Source organism: Bacillus sp. DB-2, from assembly GCF_003315125.1.
In the GTDB taxonomy this organism is placed as follows: Bacteria; Bacillota; Bacilli; order Bacillales; family Bacillaceae_G; genus Bacillus_A; species Bacillus_A mycoides.
The window spans coordinates 20254-38541 of record NZ_QNRN01000021.1; the positions used below are offsets into that span (position 1 = coordinate 20254).

At 36.7% G+C, this 18288-nt stretch carries 16 protein-coding genes and 1 pseudogene; 1 reads left to right on the plus strand and 16 read right to left on the minus strand.

Annotation, left to right across the window (positions count from 1 at the left end; all coding sequences use genetic code 11):
* Window positions 1-4: 4 nt before the first annotated feature.
* Entirely contained in the window at window positions 5-790 is a 786-nt protein-coding gene (locus DET63_RS27295; RefSeq protein WP_113938410.1) for a lytic transglycosylase domain-containing protein, read from the minus strand.
* A gap of 255 nt (window positions 791-1045) precedes the next feature.
* On the opposite strand from DET63_RS27295, the gene DET63_RS27300 reads away from it, so the two are divergent.
* Window positions 1046-2137, plus strand: a complete 1092-nt coding sequence (locus tag DET63_RS27300) for a flagellin N-terminal helical domain-containing protein (protein WP_113938411.1) — start codon at window positions 1046-1048, stop codon at window positions 2135-2137.
* A 436-nt stretch (window positions 2138-2573) separates the two neighbouring features.
* Here the strand turns inward: DET63_RS27300 and DET63_RS27305 are convergent, their stop codons facing one another.
* The 15 genes and pseudogenes from DET63_RS27305 to DET63_RS27375 form a co-directional block, all read right to left on the minus strand.
* A complete protein-coding gene (locus tag DET63_RS27305) occupies window positions 2574-3626 on the minus strand; it encodes a P-loop NTPase (protein WP_113938412.1) in 1053 nt (350 codons plus the stop codon).
* A gap of 20 nt (window positions 3627-3646) precedes the next feature.
* The gene (gene moaC / locus DET63_RS27310) at window positions 3647-4135 is read right to left on the minus strand and encodes a cyclic pyranopterin monophosphate synthase MoaC (protein WP_113938413.1); all 489 of its coding nucleotides are present in this window, start codon (window positions 4133-4135) and stop codon (window positions 3647-3649) included.
* 48 nt (window positions 4136-4183) lie between these two features.
* Entirely contained in the window at window positions 4184-4420 is a 237-nt protein-coding gene (gene moaD / locus DET63_RS27315) for a molybdopterin converting factor subunit 1 (protein ID WP_113938414.1), read from the minus strand.
* 4 nt (window positions 4421-4424) lie between these two features.
* The gene (locus tag DET63_RS27320; protein ID WP_113938415.1) at window positions 4425-4889 is read right to left on the minus strand and encodes a molybdenum cofactor biosynthesis protein MoaE; all 465 of its coding nucleotides are present in this window, start codon (window positions 4887-4889) and stop codon (window positions 4425-4427) included.
* Window positions 4870-6183, minus strand: coding sequence for a molybdopterin molybdotransferase MoeA (locus tag DET63_RS27325; protein WP_142675693.1), 1314 nt, complete (start codon window positions 6181-6183; stop codon window positions 4870-4872). Before DET63_RS27325 ends, DET63_RS27320 begins: the two co-directional genes overlap by 20 nt.
* A 19-nt stretch (window positions 6184-6202) precedes the next feature.
* Window positions 6203-7219 (minus strand): molybdopterin-synthase adenylyltransferase MoeB, encoded by a 1017-nt coding sequence (locus DET63_RS27330; RefSeq protein WP_113938417.1) that lies wholly within the window; start codon window positions 7217-7219, stop codon window positions 6203-6205.
* A gap of 24 nt (window positions 7220-7243) precedes the next feature.
* Window positions 7244-8038, minus strand: a complete 795-nt coding sequence (locus DET63_RS27335) for a formate channel (protein WP_113938418.1) — start codon at window positions 8036-8038, stop codon at window positions 7244-7246.
* 207 nt (window positions 8039-8245) lie between these two features.
* Entirely contained in the window at window positions 8246-9262 is a 1017-nt protein-coding gene (moaA, locus tag DET63_RS27340) for a GTP 3',8-cyclase MoaA (protein WP_113770043.1), read from the minus strand.
* Window positions 9263-9282: 20 nt separating this feature from the next.
* Window positions 9283-10080 (minus strand): formate dehydrogenase accessory sulfurtransferase FdhD, encoded by a 798-nt coding sequence (fdhD, locus tag DET63_RS27345; RefSeq protein ID WP_113938419.1) that lies wholly within the window; start codon window positions 10078-10080, stop codon window positions 9283-9285.
* A 16-nt stretch (window positions 10081-10096) separates the two neighbouring features.
* Window positions 10097-10441: a Na-translocating system protein MpsC family protein gene (locus DET63_RS27350; protein ID WP_002012015.1), complete on the minus strand. Its 345-nt coding sequence runs from the start codon at window positions 10439-10441 to the stop codon at window positions 10097-10099.
* A 150-nt stretch (window positions 10442-10591) separates the two neighbouring features.
* Entirely contained in the window at window positions 10592-11074 is a 483-nt protein-coding gene (locus tag DET63_RS27355) for a helical membrane plugin domain-containing protein (RefSeq protein ID WP_098636164.1), read from the minus strand.
* Window positions 11075-11089: 15 nt separating this feature from the next.
* A complete protein-coding gene (gene fdhF / locus DET63_RS27360) occupies window positions 11090-14029 on the minus strand; it encodes a formate dehydrogenase subunit alpha (protein WP_113938420.1) in 2940 nt (979 codons plus the stop codon).
* Window positions 13998-14190: pseudogene (locus DET63_RS27365) on the minus strand (hypothetical protein). The gene fdhF and the pseudogene DET63_RS27365 overlap by 32 nt, the downstream one beginning before the upstream one ends.
* A gap of 104 nt (window positions 14191-14294) precedes the next feature.
* Window positions 14295-15071, minus strand: a complete 777-nt coding sequence (locus DET63_RS27370; protein ID WP_113938421.1) for a TerC family protein — start codon at window positions 15069-15071, stop codon at window positions 14295-14297.
* A 156-nt stretch (window positions 15072-15227) separates the two neighbouring features.
* Window positions 15228-17963: a sensor domain-containing protein gene (locus DET63_RS27375; RefSeq protein ID WP_113938422.1), complete on the minus strand. Its 2736-nt coding sequence runs from the start codon at window positions 17961-17963 to the stop codon at window positions 15228-15230.
* Window positions 17964-18288: the final 325 nt, after the last annotated feature.

Consider the following 18288-nt stretch of genomic DNA (forward strand, 5'->3'; position numbering starts at 1 on the left):
TTTTCTATTTCGAAACGTCTATATTCAATATTTTCTTTATATATCCTTGCGTTTCTTTAAATGGCGGTACGCCTCCGTACTTTCTCACATTACCAGGACCAGCATTATAAGAAGCAAGCGCTAGTACGAGATCACCGTTATTTTTCTTTAAATAACCGCTTAACTCTTTCACACCGCCTTCAATACTTTCAGCTGGTGAAAATGGATTTTTTATACCCATCTCTTTCACATTTGCTGGCATAAGCTGCATAAGCCCCATCGCTCCTGCATGTGACACCGTTTTCGGATTAAAATTAGACTCTACTTCAATCATTTTTTGAATTAACATTTTCGGAATTCCATATGTATTACTTACGCGATCAATAATATCCTCATACTTACCTTCATTTGAAGAACGTATTTTCTGAATATTATATTTATTCGTTAATCCCCACGTATCAGCAGACTCATTTTTCGTTTCTGGGAAACGTCGCTCAAACTCTTTTTGCGCGACTTGCACTTCATCCACTTTCTTCGTTTCAGCTTTCTCCTCAGGCTTACTCGTTTCCTCTACTTTATTAATAGGTTCTTCCGGTTTATTAACAACCGTTTCTATTTTCGTAGATTGTACCGGCTGACTCATATCTTCTACTTTTGCCATTTGCGGAGTAACCTTCGTCTCCTTCGCAGGTTCACTCTGCAATTGATCTTGAAAACGACTACTAACGAACGCCTGCGGACTACTTAACTTTTGTTGCATTTGTCCTTTTTTATATGCAAGAACCTCTTTTACTATATTTCCAACTACCATAATATCACCTTTTCGGTAAACAAAGATAATCTAATATTAGAGTTTTTTAAAAAAGTTTGCAATAATCCTTTTAATAATATTTTAATAAAAAATGAATATATTGTTAAACTGTTATTTTTTTATATTTATTAATTCGAATTTTTAGTTGACACCCGTTATAGCAAGGCTTACAATAAATCTCGAAATCGATTTTTTCGCATATTACCGTTTTTCGATTTGCAGAAAAGTCAATATAAAAAAATGGGGGTTCTTAACATGAGAATTAATACAAACATTAATAGCATGCGTACTCAAGAGTACATGCGCCAAAACCAAGCAAAAATGAGCAACGCTATGGACCGTTTATCAAGCGGTAAACGTATCAACAACGCTTCTGACGATGCAGCAGGTCTTGCAATCGCAACTCGTATGCGTTCACGTGAAAGTGGCTTAAACGTTGCAGCAAACAACACACAGGACGGTATGTCATTAATCCGTACAGCTGACTCAGCGATGAATTCAGTATCAAACATCTTACTTCGTATGCGCGATTTAGCAAACCAAGCGGCTAACGAAACAAATACGAAAGACAACGCTTTGGCTTTAAACAAAGAATTTACTCAATTAAAAGAACAAATTACTTATATCGCTGAAAACACACAATTTAATGACAAAAACTTATTAAAAGATGATAGTATCGTTAAAATCCAAACACTTGATTCTAATGATCCTAATAAACAAATTAACATTGACTTAAAAGGTGTTACACTTGATAAATTAAAGATTAATGACTTAAACCTTGGATCTGAAGCCCTAACACAAAAAGATTTAGATCTTGTAACTGCAGCTATGGAGCGTCTAAAATCACCAAGTAAAACAGAGACAGTTAGAGACAATGATGTTCAAGCAGCTAAAGAAGCATTTGATAAAGTAAAAGGCTTTATTACAGATAAAGCTCAACTTACAGATGTTGAAAATGCCATTGCATCATATGCTACCGCAGCAGATAAAGACGCAGCAGCTAAAGCGATTCAAACTACTTTTGAGGCTGCTAAAACACTTCCTGCAGCTGGAGCAGCTACAGGTGCAAGCCCATTAGATGCAGTTAAAAAAATTGATGATGCATTAACAATGGTAGCTTCTAATCGTGCGACTCTAGGTGCTACATTAAATCGTCTTGACTTTAACGTAAACAACCTGAAGAGCCAATCTGCTAGCATGGCTGCAGCAGCTTCTCAAATCGAAGACGCTGACATGGCGAAAGAAATGTCTGAAATGACTAAGTTCAAAATCTTGAACGAAGCTGGTATTAGCATGCTTTCTCAAGCAAACCAAACTCCACAAATGGTTTCTAAATTATTACAATAAGCCATTTGAATTAGTTTCATGAAAGAACCTCTCTATTTATCAAGAGGTTCTTTTTTTCTATATAGATAGATGAATCGTAATGAATTTCCTTTTTTTACTTAGATAGAAACTCCAGCCATGCTTAGAATCAGGTCGTGTCTACTTTCCCCTCCTCTAGTAAAAGCCTAATCAAACTTCCATTTTTGTTTTCATATCCTTTTAATAAATTTAAAACAATGACTATATCGATTTATAAAGAGGATATTCGTCGGTCATAGTATACGAATGAAAGAATGCGTATTTAATTGTTCTTAACATAGTTTCATAAGCGCATCCAATTCCATAAATCGTTTCTAACTCACTACCAACCGTAAACACTTCATAATTATTGTAATCATTCATAAAAGACAAAAGAAAAATACATATACACTATGTATCTCTCTTCTTATTTTATATACTAGTCTTCATAATAAATAATATCCTCCGCTAAAGACGCAAAAATCTCCCCAACGAGCGAGTCTTCATCATACACACATGATCTATTTTCTTCACGCTTCGCAAACGGTATTTGAACGATTACTTCTGTTTGCAGTTGTTCTGCTAACATTTCACCGCCACCTCTTCCGAAGAGATAGTTTCTTGAGCCGTCTTGTTCTTCGTAATATGCCATGTTTTCAACGATACCTAAAATGTCGTGTTTCGTATGCTTTGCCATGACTCCTACTCTAGATGCAACAAATGAAGCTACGTTATGAGGCGTCGTAACGATAATTTCCTTCGCTTGTGGAATCATTGCAGCGACATCTATCGCAACGTCTCCTGTTCCAGGTGGTAAATCAAGAAGAAGATAGTCTAGTTCTCCCCAGTGCGTGTTCACAAGGAAGTTTTGAATCCATTTGTTTAACATCGGTCCGCGCCACATAACTGGGTTATTTCCTTCTGTGAAGAATCCCATCGACATAATTTTAACACCGTGACTAACGACTGGAATTGCTGTTTGATCAATCATTGTTGGTTTTTCATTCGTTTCCATCATAGCTGGGATGCTAAATCCATATATGTCTGCATCTAAAATCCCAACCTTTTTCCCCATACGAGCTAACGCAGTAGCAAGGTTAATCGTCACAGTTGATTTACCGACTCCCCCTTTTCCACTCGTTACAGTAATAAAACGTACTCCTGAATCAGGTCGAAGCATACTAGGCATGCCTGTTTCTGTTCTAGCTTCTTTCTTTAAAGACGCTGTTAATACCGCGCGTTCTTCTGGTGTCATTGAGCCAAATGTTAAGGAAACTTTCGATGCTCCAATGTTTCGAAGTGAGTCTTCAATATCTTGTTGAATTTTTGCTTTCAACGGACAACCTTGAATTGTTAAAACTACTTCTAGCCCAACCTCTGTACCATCAATTTGTATATTTCTTACCATGTTTAATTCCACAATACTTTTGTGTAATTCTGGATCTTCTACATGGCTTAAAGCGTTCATAATCTGTTCGTGAGTAATCATCATTCACATTCCTTCCATTGTAATTATTTTATCTTGTGAAAAAAGTCTCCGCTTTTCCCACCCGTTTTTTGTACTAAATATGTTTCTTTCATAACCATCGTTTTATCAACAGCTTTGCACATATCGTAAAAAGTAAGAGCTGCAATCGATACAGCAGTTAATGCTTCCATTTCTACACCTGTTTTACCGCTGCATTTTACTGTAGCTCGTATCATTAACTCATACCCATCAGTTTTCTTTTCATAATGGAACGTAAAATCTGTCCCTTGTATTAATATCGGATGACACATCGGAATAATATCGGCTGTTTTTTTAGCACCGATTATGCCAGCAACTTGCGCTACTTGGAGCGGGTCTCCTTTTTTCAATCCACCACTTTGAATTTCCTCAAATAATTCATTTGATAAAGAAATCGTACTTTGCGCAACAGCTGTACGTGTTGAAATATCTTTTTGAGAGATATCAACCATTTTGGCTCTGCCCTCTTCATTCCAGTGCGAAAATTCACCCATAATGATCCTCCTTAACGTATGAAAATTTTGATACTCGAATAGAAAAAATTAACCTCCACTTACAGGCGGGATAAACGCGACAGTATCTCCAGCTCTTACAATATTTTCGTCCGTTACAAATTCTTCATTGATTGCTACCATAACTTTTTCTAGCGTCTGTAAGTGATAGTTTTCTTTCAACCATTTTTTCAATTGATGAACGTTCATCTCTCGTTTTTCTATTATTGCTAACCTCTCTGACCCGACTTCTTCTCGCAAATTTGCGAACAGTAAAATTGTAATCATTTTCTCATTCTTCTTTCTTTGGCTTTCCTTCTGGATACGGAGTATTTTCAAGTTGATCTCCAATCCATTCCGTTCCATCTTCCCAAAATTCTTTTTTCCAAATTGGGACGATTCTCTTTATACGTTCAATTGCGTATTCATTCGCTTCGTACGCTACTTTACGATGCGGTGACGATACTGCAATGACAACGGCGATATCCATTATTTCTAATCGTCCTACTCGGTGCGTGATTGCTATTTTCGCATCCGGCCACTTTTTCTTAATTTCTTCTCCAATTGCAGTAAGCTTTTTTACTGCCATCGGTTTATATGCTTCATACTCAAGATGTAACGTTCGTTTTCCTTTCGTTAATTCTCTAACCGTTCCTATAAAAGTTGTAATTGCTCCTGTTTCTCGTCTTGCTACTTTATTCGTTACTTCTTCAACTACAATCGGATTATCGACAATTTCAAATCGTGCTTGTCCCATCAAAACCTCTCCCCACTTTACGGAATGTCCAAGGCCATTCACTACCTTCGTTATCTTCTAATAAAAGAATGTCTACAAACATCCCTTTCTTATATCCTCTCGTTCCGCCTAGCAATACGATAAAAACGTTTGATTCTGCTAATGAAGAAACGGAACTAGATTTATCAAATCCTGATGGATAAGCGATTAGTTGTCCTTCGTTATACTGAAGCTTACCTCGTACAAATCTTGTAAATGGATTCGGTTTTAGAAAATCTTCTCCGAGCATTGATTTTTCTCGTTTTACATGTGGTTTTTCGCTAAACATATACGCACGAATGCTAGGTTTTACGAATAATTCAAAACCTACATAGCAAGCAGATGGATTACCTGATAATCCAAATAATAATTTTCCGTTTAATTGCGCTACAGTCGTGACGCTACCCGGTCGCATAGCAACTTTATTAAAGAGAACTGATGCACCTAATTTTTCATATATTGCTGGCAAATAGTCATAGTCCCCTACTGAAACACCACCAGTTGTAATTAACATATCAACTTCGCTTAACGCTCTTTTCACTGCTTCGTAGCACGTATGAAAATCGTCACTAAACTTCCCAAAGTATTTTACTCTTCCACCTGCTCTTCGAATTTGAGACGATACCATATACGTATTACTATTTCGAATTCTCCCAGGCTGTAGTTCTTCAGTTACATCGAGAAGCTCACTCCCAGTCGCTAATAGTCCAATGACAGGCTTTTTCGCTACTGGCACTTCACTATAACCGAATGTAGCAAGAAGAGCAGAAATACCTGGATTAATGTAACAACCCCTTTTTGCGAGAACGGTTCCTTTACGTGCATCTTCACCTTGAAAGGATATATTGTCCCCTTCTTTAAATGAGCGCCTCACTTCCATATAGCTTTTTCCGATATTCTCATATTGACGATGACGAGTCAGTTCTAGCATGACGACCACATTACATCCTTTCGGAATTTGTGCCCCTGTCATAATTCGAACTGCTTGAAACGCTCCTACTTCTGTAGGAAATACGGAACCTGCTCCAATTTCACCAATTACTTCAAATACGATCGGATTCTCACGACTTGCTCGCAAAGTATCTTCTGCCCTAATAGCAAATCCATCATATGGCGAGCGATTGAAAGAAGGCACATCGTGATCCGCCACTAAATCTTCTGCTAACGTACGCCCATATGCTAATTCCAGTGGTACTAGTTCTTTTACACCACAATTAGCAAATGCCATCACTTTACGAACAGCCTCTTCAACTGTAATCGGTACTCTTCTTTCCATCATTACCAATCCCTCTCTATTATCCTAATAACCGATAGTATAGTTGTTTCGCTTTTTGAATTTCATTCGTGCCATGAATAAATACACGACCATCATGAAAAATGACGATCCGATACTCTTCTAATTGGCAAGAGAGCAAATACGGATTCCGATCAACTTTCCCGTGGTTCTTTAATACTTTTTCTAACTCATCAAAGTTGTAATGTCTATTATGCGCCGGTCTAATTTGAACTGTATTTCTTCCGCATAAAACAGCTGTCTTCGTTTGATTTTCGTATGATAAATAAGGATAAGTTCTATTTGTTCCGCACGAAGGACAGTCTTCCGTTTTGATTTTTCCTAGTTTGATAGAATGATATTGATTACTCCATATATCAAACATTAAAAAAGTTTTCCGAACTGCTTCATAGTCTTCTACTAAAATTTTGAATGCTTCTGCCACTTGGTACGCTGCAACGATTTGAACAGCTGGACTAATAATTCCAACTGTGTCACACGTCGCCCCTGTAACAGGAACACTTTTCAGTACACAATGTAAGCACGGTGTTTTCTTCGGAATAATTGTATAGCTCATGCCATAACTTCCAACACAAGAACCGTAAATCCAAGGGATATTATGTTTTTGTGATATATCATTGATTACAAAACGAATATCGAAATTATCTGTGGCATCAATAATGACATCGACACCACCTAATAAAGCTTCCATATTATCTACTCTTGCATCCATTACTAGCGCCTGAATTTGCACGTCTGAATTAATTTGTTTGAGACGATTCTGCGCTGCGATTGCTTTTGGCAACTTTTCTATCGCATCTTGTTCAGCGTAAAGTTGTTGCCGCTGTAAATTACTCCATTCTACGTAATCGCGATCAATAATCGTTAATTTCCCGATACCTGCACGTACAAAGCTTTCTGCACATGCACTTCCTAATGCACCTGCCCCTACTATTAATACATGCTTATTTCTAATCTTCTCTTGCCCTTCTTTTCCAATAGGAGTGAACAACTGTTGTCGTGAATACCGCTCTATCATGAAGTGCCTTCCTTTCATATACTGTTATTTTTTCATTACATCTTCTTCGGTAGCACTTTGTTTCTGATAACAAGAAAAATAAGCGAATCCAACAAATCCAGCTCCGCCAATTACATTTCCGATAAAGACTGGCACAAAGTTTTTCGCAAGATCCATCCACGTAAGGTGACCCGCAAAAATAACTGCTGAAATGACAAACATATTTGCTACTACTTGCTGAAACCCAATTACGACAAATGCCATAATCGGAATCCAAATCCCAACAATCTTTCCGATTAAATCGTTCGTTCCATACGCTAACCAAATTGCAAGGCAAACGAGCCAGTTACAACCAATTGCCAAAATTAAAGTTCTTCCGAAAGATTCATGTAATTTATCTTGAGCTATCGCTATCGTTTTATTTAAATAGGCACCTTCAGTTAACCCGCCAAGGTGACCGAAACAATACGCTACGAAAAGTGCACCTGCGAAGTTAGTTAAAGTGATCCACGCCCAATTGTTTAACACATGTTTCAATGAAATTTTCCGTGCATACAGTGCCATGGCCATCGACATCATGTTTCCCGTAATTAATTCTCCTCCTGCTAAAACAACGAGCATAAGTCCAATAGGAAAAACCGCTCCTCCTATAAAATTGACTAAACTTCCCCACTGCTCCGGTAGATTACCTAGAACACGAATATTAAGTAAAAATCCTAATGAAATGAATGCTCCTCCTAAAAAACCAAGAATAAGCATCGCTGATAGCGGTTGCCCCACCTTTTGAACACCGGATTCAATCACAAGCGCAGCAATTTGTTCCGGTTTATGAAATGCCATAACCAATTCCTCCATTTTTCTCATCTAAAAAAAGCAGCACCAAAAACCCTTAACATCGTAAGGATTTTTGAATGCTGCTTAATCTCTCTGCATATCTCTTACAGAAATATCAATCATCATTTTTACTATACTCATAGAAAGTGTACAAAACTTGCACATTTCCCACTATTTACGTTAACAAAGAGAATCTACATTCTTAGTAACTTCTCAGCCACCGATATGCGACATTTCAATTTTCGGCATTGCTTTTTTATTTGTATTGCTTAACCGTTCGTCTGAATAACGGTCTGAACGATTATTCCAAATGTCACGAATAACATTAGTAATCTCCTCATCCGTATATCCAAAGCGAAGTAATTCTTTAAGATTGTTTCCTTTAGAAGCAAACAAACATGTATACAATTTTCCTTCTGCAGAAATACGCGCTCTTGTACATGATGAGCAGAACGAATCCGTTACAGATGAAATAATTCCTATTTCTTCTTCGCTACCAACATAACGATAACGTGTTGCAACTTCACCAGGATAGTTCGCTTCAATATGTTCAAGCGGCATCACTTTATGAATCATCTCTACTATTTCCTGCTTAGAAACTACTTCACCTAATTCCCAGCCGTTAAAATTTCCGACATCCATATATTCAATAAACCGAAGGATATGCTTATTCTCTTTAAAGTACTCTGCCATCTGAACGATGTCTTCTTCATTTTTCCCTTTTTGGACAACCATGTTCATTTTAATTTTCATTCCGGCTTCCGCTGCAGCCTGTATTCCAGCAAGAACCGTTTTTACTTTACTTCTATTCCCATTTAAATAAGAGAATCGTTCTTCATTTAACGAGTCTAAACTAACTGTTACACGAGATAAACCCGCCTTATATAAATCTGGAGCAAACTTTTTAAGTAATGATCCATTTGTCGTTAAACCAATATCCTCTACTCCATCAATTTCGTTTAACCGCTGTATGAGTTCAGGTAAGTCTTTTCGAAGTAAAGGCTCTCCTCCTGTAATACGTAACTTTCTTACACCTAAAGAAACGAAAATACGTGTAATCCTTTCAATTTCATCAAAAGATAAAATTTTATCATTAGACAAAAAAGAATAATCACGACCAAATATTTCTTCTGGCATACAATATCGACAGCGAAAATTACAGCGATCAGTAACAGAAATACGTAAATCCTTTAAAGGACGATCTAATTTGTCTAATGTAACAGATTTCATGATTATTGCCTCGTTTCTACTTATTTTATATTTATAATCCGCTCTGGATGCGTATATACATTTAAAGATTTATTACGAATGAAGCCTATTGTAGTAATCCCTAACTGCTCCGCTAGTTCTAATGCTAACTCAGTTGGAGCTGATTTTGACAATATTACTTCACAGCCAATTTTCGCAACTTTTAATAGAATTTCAGAAGAGATACGTCCACTAAAAACAATAATTTTATCACCAATCGAAATGTTATTTTTTAAACAATAGCCGTAAATTTTGTCTAAAGCGTTATGTCTTCCTATATCCATGCGGCTTAAAACAATTCCACTCACATTACATAAAGCTGCATTATGAACGCCGCCTGTATGTTGAAACGTAGACGCAGATTGCTGCATATTATTCATTAACCGAAAACAATCCTCGGGAGAGATCTTTACGCGAATATCATTCATTTCTTTCGCAGTCAGCGCATCGTTCGCAAAAACAAACCCTTGCCTACTCATTCCACAGCACGAAGTAATATAACGTTTGTTTTGTATGTCACGATAATAAGGATTGATTTCCGTCGTTTTTACATGTACATAGCCTTCTTTTTCTTGCATCCATATTTCATCAATATCTTCATACTTTCGGATAATGCCTTCAGAGGCTAAAAAGCCAATTACCATATCTTCAATATACTCTGGAGTACTAACCATTGTAACAAATTCCTGGCCGTTAATTTTAACCGTAACAGGAAACTCTGTTACAATGCTGTCCTCTATATGTTTAAATTCCCCTTGCTCATATTTAAAAATTTTCCGTTCCACCTGAATCGATTTCACGATGAGCATCCTTCTCTCACGTTATATTTTTATCAAAAACAAACACGGAAACTGCAATATCCTCATCTACTTTCATATCAGAAAACAGATGAACTAACTTCGCACCAACAAGTTCTTCTAAATGTTCATGAGGATTAGCCACATACACTTCTTGAATCATTTTCGTTCGAGCCATATGAACCATTTCCGCCCCATCCGTAGTTCCCGAAATAAATTTCTCAGTAGGTGTTAAATTCCCATAAAGTGTTGCAATCGCCATGTTCTCGGTAAATACAGTATGAATTCTTTCCGGCCCTTTCCCGAACAACTCTTTTCGAAGCTTTCGGATCATATCATTAAATTCATGTACCATTTTTGACATACTCTCATTCCTTCCTAGTTATTCCATCACAACTATTTTAACAAAATGACCATTTCGCCTAAACTATTTAATAATGAGAAGAAATGGATCACCTTTTACAATTATCTCAAGTACGCAAACAACATATGAAATACTATTATTGTTGCTTATCTATTCTTCTTTTAACCCTTTACCCATACCTTTTAAGAAATGAAGACCAAATCCAATAGCACGATTAATATCTGGATCCTTCAGTACTTTCATAAGGTCTAATATTCCTACTTTTTTATTGCTTTGCAGATGCTGGTTTCCTTCATCCATACCTGTCAATACGCTACCTATAAGCTTTTTCGTAAGTTCCGGATCAAGTTCTGTTAAAGCTCCTGCAGCGCCCATCATATTATTAATTAAATTTGTAACTGGTTCACGAGTGACTTGGCCTAGAACGATTTTTGCGATTGGTTCTTTCGCTTTCAACATAGAATTTGCTGCTTCCAGCATCCCAATGTCATTTAATTCACCTACTATATTAAACATTTGATTTAAAGCATCTTCATTATTAGCTAGCAGTTCTTTTAAAGCTTCGAGTTTTTGTTGTTTAAGTTCTTCCTCAGTTAGCTCCTGCTTCTGGACCGCTTGAATAGGTGCTGCCATATTCTTTTCTCCCCTTTAGTTATCCGTTAAATGTACGTATCCTGGACGAGCCCACTTACGATTTACCTCAATACCGTTTTGAGGATGACGCTTTTTATTACGCGGGTTCGTTTTTGGCATCGGATTTTCGCCATCAACTTCTAACACTTCCATACGTACTTTCGTTTGCTTATATGCCGGCGTGTTTGTACGCAAGTCAACGGCAGGACCTGTTAAGAAATTAATTGCCGATTCTTTATCCGTCGAGTTCATCGGTAAATACAGTTCATTCGCTTTTACACGATCCGTTACAAGTGCACGTAATTTAAGTGCTCCAAATGGAGAAATAAGGCGTACTAACGAACCAGTTTTCACTCCACGTTCCCTTGCAAGTTCTGGAGAAACTTCGACGAAAACACCTGGTACTTTCGATTGAATACCAGTTGATTTATTTGTCATGTTCCCTTCATGGAAATGTTCAAGCATACGGCCGTTATTAATGTGAAGATCGTATTCTGCTGGGAATGCAGCAGGACGTACCCAATCAGCTATCGCAAAACGAGCCTTTTTGTCCGGGAAGTTAAATCCATCTTTGAATAGAAGCGGTGTATTCGTTCCATCAAAACTTCCCCAGTGGAAACTGTTCCATCCTTCAAGCACTTCATAGTTTGCGTGTGCAAATAGTGGTGATAAGCTTGCCATTTCAGCAAAGATTTCACTTGGGTGATTATAGCTCCAGTTTGCACCTAATTTATTAGCAATTGCCTGCACGATCCACCAGTCTGGTTTCGCATCTCCTAGCGTTGGAAGCACTTGATATAATCTTTGTACACGACGCTCTGTATTTGTAAAAGTACCTTCTTTCTCAAGAGACGGCGCTGCTGGTAATACTACATCAGCGTATTGAGCTGTTTTAGAAAGGAACACATCTTGAACGACAAAGAATTCAAGGCTTGATAACACTTCATGTACGTGATTTGCGTTAGAGTCTACAAGAGCCATATCTTCTCCAACAAGATACATAGCTTTCATTTTTCCTTCATCAATTGCGTGAAGCATTTCAATGTTATTAAGACCTGGTTTGTTATCAATTTTTACTCCGTAAGCTATTTCAAATTTCGCACGTTCTACATCGTCAGTAACGTGCTGATATCCTGGAAGCCAACCTGGAAGTGTTCCCATATCACAAGCACCTTGTACGTTATTATGACCTCGAAGCGGATATGCACCAGCACCTGGACGGCGATAGTTTCCTGTTGCAAGAAGTAAGTTTGAAATTGCAGCGGAAGTATCTGAACCACCAGTATTTTGCGTTACCCCCATTCCCCAAAGAATACACGTACCATCTGCATCACGAATCATTTCTGCCATTTTAACGAGCATTTCTTTTGAAATACCTGTAATCTCTTCTGCATATTCAAGCGTATATTCCGCGAGACTATCTTTGAAATCATCAAAGAAGTTTACATTCTCATCGATGAACTGCTGATCGTGCCAACCTTGATCAATCATATATTTCGTAACAGCCATTAACCATACTTGGTCTGTTCCTTGCTTTGGACTAATAAAGATATCCGAACGCTCTGCCATTTCAGTTTTACGAAGATCTGCAACAATTAGTTTTTGACCGTGAAGTTTATGCGCACGTTTCACACGAGTTGCTAATACTGGGTGACCTTCTGTTGGATTACAACCGACGATAATAACAAGACCCGATTGTGCGATATCTTTAATCGTCCCTGCATCTCCGCCCATACCAATTGTACGGAACAATCCATCCGTCGCTGGTGATTGACAATAACGTGAGCAGTTATCAACGTTATTCGTTTCGAACACTTGACGCGCTAATTTTTGAATAACATAATTATCTTCATTCGTAATTTTAGAAGAAGAAATAAAGCCGATAGAGCCTTTACCGTACTCTTCTTTAATAGAGCCCAATTTATTCGCCACTACATGAAGCGCTTCTTCCCAAGTCGATTCAACGAACACTCCATTTTTACGAATTAAAGGTTTCGTAAGTCGTTTTTCAGAATTAACGAAATCCCAACCGAATTTTCCTTTTACACAAGTAGAAATTGCATTAACTGGTGCCTCAGAAGTTGGTTGCACCTTTAAAATTTTGCGCCCTTTCGTCCATACTTCAAATGAACAACCTACACCACAAAACGTACATACTGTTTTCGTCTTCTTCGTACGAGTGTCGCGCATCGCAGCTTCTACTTCTGACACAGCGAAAATACCGCTATATCCAGGTTCAACCTCTTTAATAAGATCGACCATAGGTTCAAGAATATCCGGCTTCAGCCCAGTCATAAATCCAGCTTCACCGAGCATCGATTTCTCCATTAATGCATTACAAGGACAAATCGTTACACATTGACCGCAGCTTACACATGAAGAATCGTTAATATCTACTCCTTCATCCCAAATAACACGTGGGCGCTCTGCCTCCCAATCAATAGATAACGTTTCATTAACTTGTAAGTTTTGACACACCTCTACACATTGACCGCACGCGATACATTGATTCGGATCATAGCGATAAAATGGATGAGACATATCAACTTCGCTTGCATCAACTTTTGGCTCATAAGGATATTTTTGATGCTCAATTTCCATTAATTCTGCCGTATTATGCAGTTTACAATTCCCGTTATTGTTGTCACAAACCGTACAGTAAAGTAAATGATTTTCTAGTAAACGGTCCATCGCCTCATGTTGTGCTGCCTTCGCACTAGTAGAGGACAGCTCAATATTCATACCGCTCGTCACTACAGTAGAACAGGATCGCACAAGCTTTCCGTTAACTTCTACAATACAAGTATCACACGTTTGAATAGGATCCACTTCCGGCACATAACAAATTTGTGGATGTTCAATTCCGTTCTCATTAATAATGCCCAGTATAGTTGAACCAGGCTCAGCATTATACTCTTTGCCGTTAATTGTAATATGAACCATGCTGTCGTTCATGGTTACTCCCCCTTTTTGAGAATAAAAAAAACTCCACCACGAAAATATACGCACCACATTTTTGGCACGTTATCATCATGGTGGAGTAGTTTATTAGCACATCTTGCTAAAATACCAATCCATTTATTCATAAATAAAATGATAGATTCATAACAGGTCATATCACGATTCCATCTTTAACACTGTAATTATAGCGTTAAATCGAAAAATACACAATATAATTATCATTACAAAGGACAAAGCACATAATGCTCTGACCTTTGTATTACATTTCAGGATTATTCTGAGATGACTTACTTCCCGGTGCAAACCAACCAATTAGTGCAATAGCAACTAATACTCCGTAGAAGATTAAAGTCCAAGTTGTACTGTGCGGGAAATCATGGTCTAAAATACCGATATCCTCATGGGCAAGTGTAATTACAGCAAGTTTGACGCCGACCCAGGCAACAATTGCATACGCTGTTGTTTCCAGTGCTGGGCGTTTCTCCAGTAATTGTACAAACCAAGTTGCCGCAAATTTAATTAAAATAAGTCCAGCTATCCCTCCGAGAAGTACAACGATGAACTGTCCTCCATCCATACCACCGAAATCTTCTAGCGGTGAATCCGGAAGACCGAGGGCAAGAGCAACTGCGGCTAATATTGAATCAATCGCAAAGGCAAGGTCAGCTAATGCAATCTTTCCTACTGTGAACCAGTAGCTTTTTCCTGCTGCTTCCTTTTCATCTTCCTTGTGAATATTTTGATTATTTTTTCCGAATTGCGCCTGAATGACATGCTTTAATCCTAAGTAAAGAAGATAAGCTGCTCCTATCGCCTGTATTTGCCAAACATTTGCAATAAATGATATAGCAAAAAGGGCTGCGAATCGAAAAACAAAGGCCATAATAATTCCGTAATTTATAGCTCTTTTTTTCTCTTCTTCGGGTAAATGCTTGGCTATAACTGCTAGTACAAGGGCATTGTCAGCCGATAACAATCCTTCTAATCCGATTAAAATTAACAATGCCCAAGCATACTCTAGCCATATTGAATCCATCCGCTTCTCTCCTTTCTAAAACTAAAATCAGATAAGGTCTTTGCTCATTAGAATTTCCTATTAAGCCAAATTAAATGCTAAAACATTTTGACAGTTACTTTGCTGTCCTCTATTTGTTATAATTTCAACAAAAAACAAATCTAGATTGTGGTTCCCTTAGAAAAGGTGACGCGACATTGTGCTTAAAAACTTGATGAATTCATCTTCACTTACAGGTTTACTGTAGTAATAGCCCTGAATTAGATAACATGCATTACGTTGTAACACTGTTAATTGTTCCTTCGTTTCCACCCCTTCTGCGATCACTTTCATGTTTAAAGTATGCGCTAGTGAAATAATGGTATGAATAATTTCATTTCCATCAGTAGAATTTCCGATCCTATTAACAAATTCTCTTGGAATTTTCAAGGTATCAATTGGATACAAAGGGAGATATGCTAATGAAGAATACCCTGTCCCAAAATCGTCAATTGATAAATGTACACCATATGATTTTAATGCTTTTAACTTCGATAAGGTTTCTTTTTCATCTACCATTGCTATTCTCTCTGTTAATTCTAAATCAATCGAACTAGCAGGTACCCCTACTTCTTCTATGGTAGATATGATTGCTTGAACAAAATCTTTCTGTTCAAACTCTATAGCTGATAAATTTATCCCCATTTTTAGATTTGCATAGCCTGCAGAATGCCACTTTTTCAGTTGTCGACACGCTTCCTGTAACGTCCATTTCCCAATTGGAATAATTTCCGACGTTTCTTCCGCGATAGGTATAAATTCAAAAGGAGAAATAAGTCCCAGTTTTGGATGTTGCCAACGAATTAAAGCCTCTGCACCAATAACCATACCAGTCTTACTGTCAACTTGTGGTTGATATAATAAAAACAACTCATTATTTTCTAATGCCTTCGGTAAATCCTGTTCTAATCGTAATCGTCTTGTTATTTTTTTTGATAATGTCTCGTCATACATGCAAACAGCATTATTACCTTTTTCCTTTGCACTATACATAGCAATATCAGCATGTTGTAAAAGTGTAGTAGTATTTATTCCTCCAAACGGATACACCGCTATTCCTATACTAAGAGATAAATAAAAACTATGTTGATTAACTACAAATGCTTCTTCAGTTATACGAAATAGAGTTTCACACAAATCCAATAGCTGTTGCTCTGTGTGGTTATGGACTATGATCGCAAACTCATCTCCCCCTATTCTCGCTAGAGGAATAGCCGGTGACAGACATGTCCTAAAACGTTTAGCAACTTCTTTTAAAACACTGTCACCAATTGAATGTCCCAGTGTATCGTTAATGGTTTTAAAACGATTTAAATCTATATACAAGAGTCCAAATTCACCCTGCATTTTTCGTGCACGCTCAATGGATTTTTCTAATTCTTTTTGGAAGAATATTCGATTTCCAATCTCCGTCACTGTATCATGGAATGCTAGATAGTTTATCTCATCTTGTTGTTTCTTCATTCTCGTAATGTCTTTTACCATTACATAACTCCCAAAAGTTTGTCCTTCTATCATAATAGGAACAATGGTGACGTACCAAAAATGAATGTCCTTCTCATTATTATTTTTCACACGTAATTGTAACGAAGCCGAACTGCATCGTTTCCCTTCCTGTAGAGCTGCTTCCAATTCAGATCTATCTTCGTCTAAAAAAATCGAGAAGCACTCTTTACCTATTAATTCATCACTGTTTTTTCCTAATAACATACTTCCAGCCTGGTTTATATTTAACACAGTACCATTTGAATTAATCGTTAAAATAGGATCTGGATGATACTCATATAATGACTTAAATCTCTCTTGATTTTTGACCAAGTCATTGGATTTGTTTATTAAATCTTCTGTTCTTTGAGATACTTTTTGTTCTAATTGATTATTAAACACTTTTAACATTTCGGTTAAATCTCTGTTTTGCATTCGTACGATAGTATGACGAATCAGCACAAATACAAATGCAATACAATTCCCAGTAATAAGTGTAGCCGAGGAAGTTTGCTCTTTTAAAGTAAAGCCAATTAATACCGCAACTGCAAGATAAGGAAATATAACAAGAAGTTTCTTCCCAAATGTGGGATCGATAATGAAATAATTCCTTCTAGAAGATGCATTCTTTGAGATCGAAGCAGCAATAGCGATAAATAATAGGAAAACTCTATACAAACACCTTAATAATATAAGTGAACGATCTGACAAATCATCTTGTAAGTAAAAATACAAGTAGTCCGTAATAGCCAATCCAGTTAATACGAGAATAAAAATAAATAATTTACTTTTCGCATTAAAAATAGCTGGTCGAAAGATTAGACTAACTCCTAATAAAAGAAGTAATAAATCTATAATCGGAAAAATAAATGAGAGAAAAACATCTCCAATTGATAAGAATAAGATATTTGCAGAAGGTTTATTAAACAGGTACCACTCTAATGTAAAAATGGCAGTAACAACAATACATAAATCACAAATTAAATACGCTTTTTCCCACTTGTTACATTCCATAATGATTTTATAAAAGAATGCAAAGAGAAAGAAGAATAAGAAAAACAACAAAAACACATCAGAGATATTAAAATTTTGTATCGGCAATTCTACATTAAGTACTTGAAAAGCGGATATAAAATTCCCAATCAAGAAACACCCTATTGCAATAGTAATGCAAACCCAGAATACTCCTAACTTAATTTTTCCGGATAATATAGAATAAAGTAATGAGATAAATACAGTAGTTTCAACAACTAAGGATGATAGTCGGATATTAAAATCTGATACAAAATAATGATTCGGAAAAACAAATAAAAATATAAAACAAAAGCTTATATAGAATATTAGAGCTATTGTTAATAAGATAAATTGCAAATGTGAATGTTTAAGCAATATATTCACCTTCTTAAGTCTTTCATCATTTTTTCAAAAATTTGTTTCTAATTATTATTCATATTATGGCCATTTCAAAAGATTTCTTTCAAAATAAAGCAGCCTTACATTAAACCTATAAATATTTAACAATTCCATAACAGGAATTACAAAAAAATATGAACAGCTATGTCCTTAACACTATCAATTATTGTTATACGAACTATTTATGTAACAAGTTTATTTAATAGCTAATGAGTTCAAAGAATGTTTTCTTTGAACTCATTGTATACTGCCCATCTGAATCATATAACTTAACTATTTTTAAATTAAAATTTCACGTAAA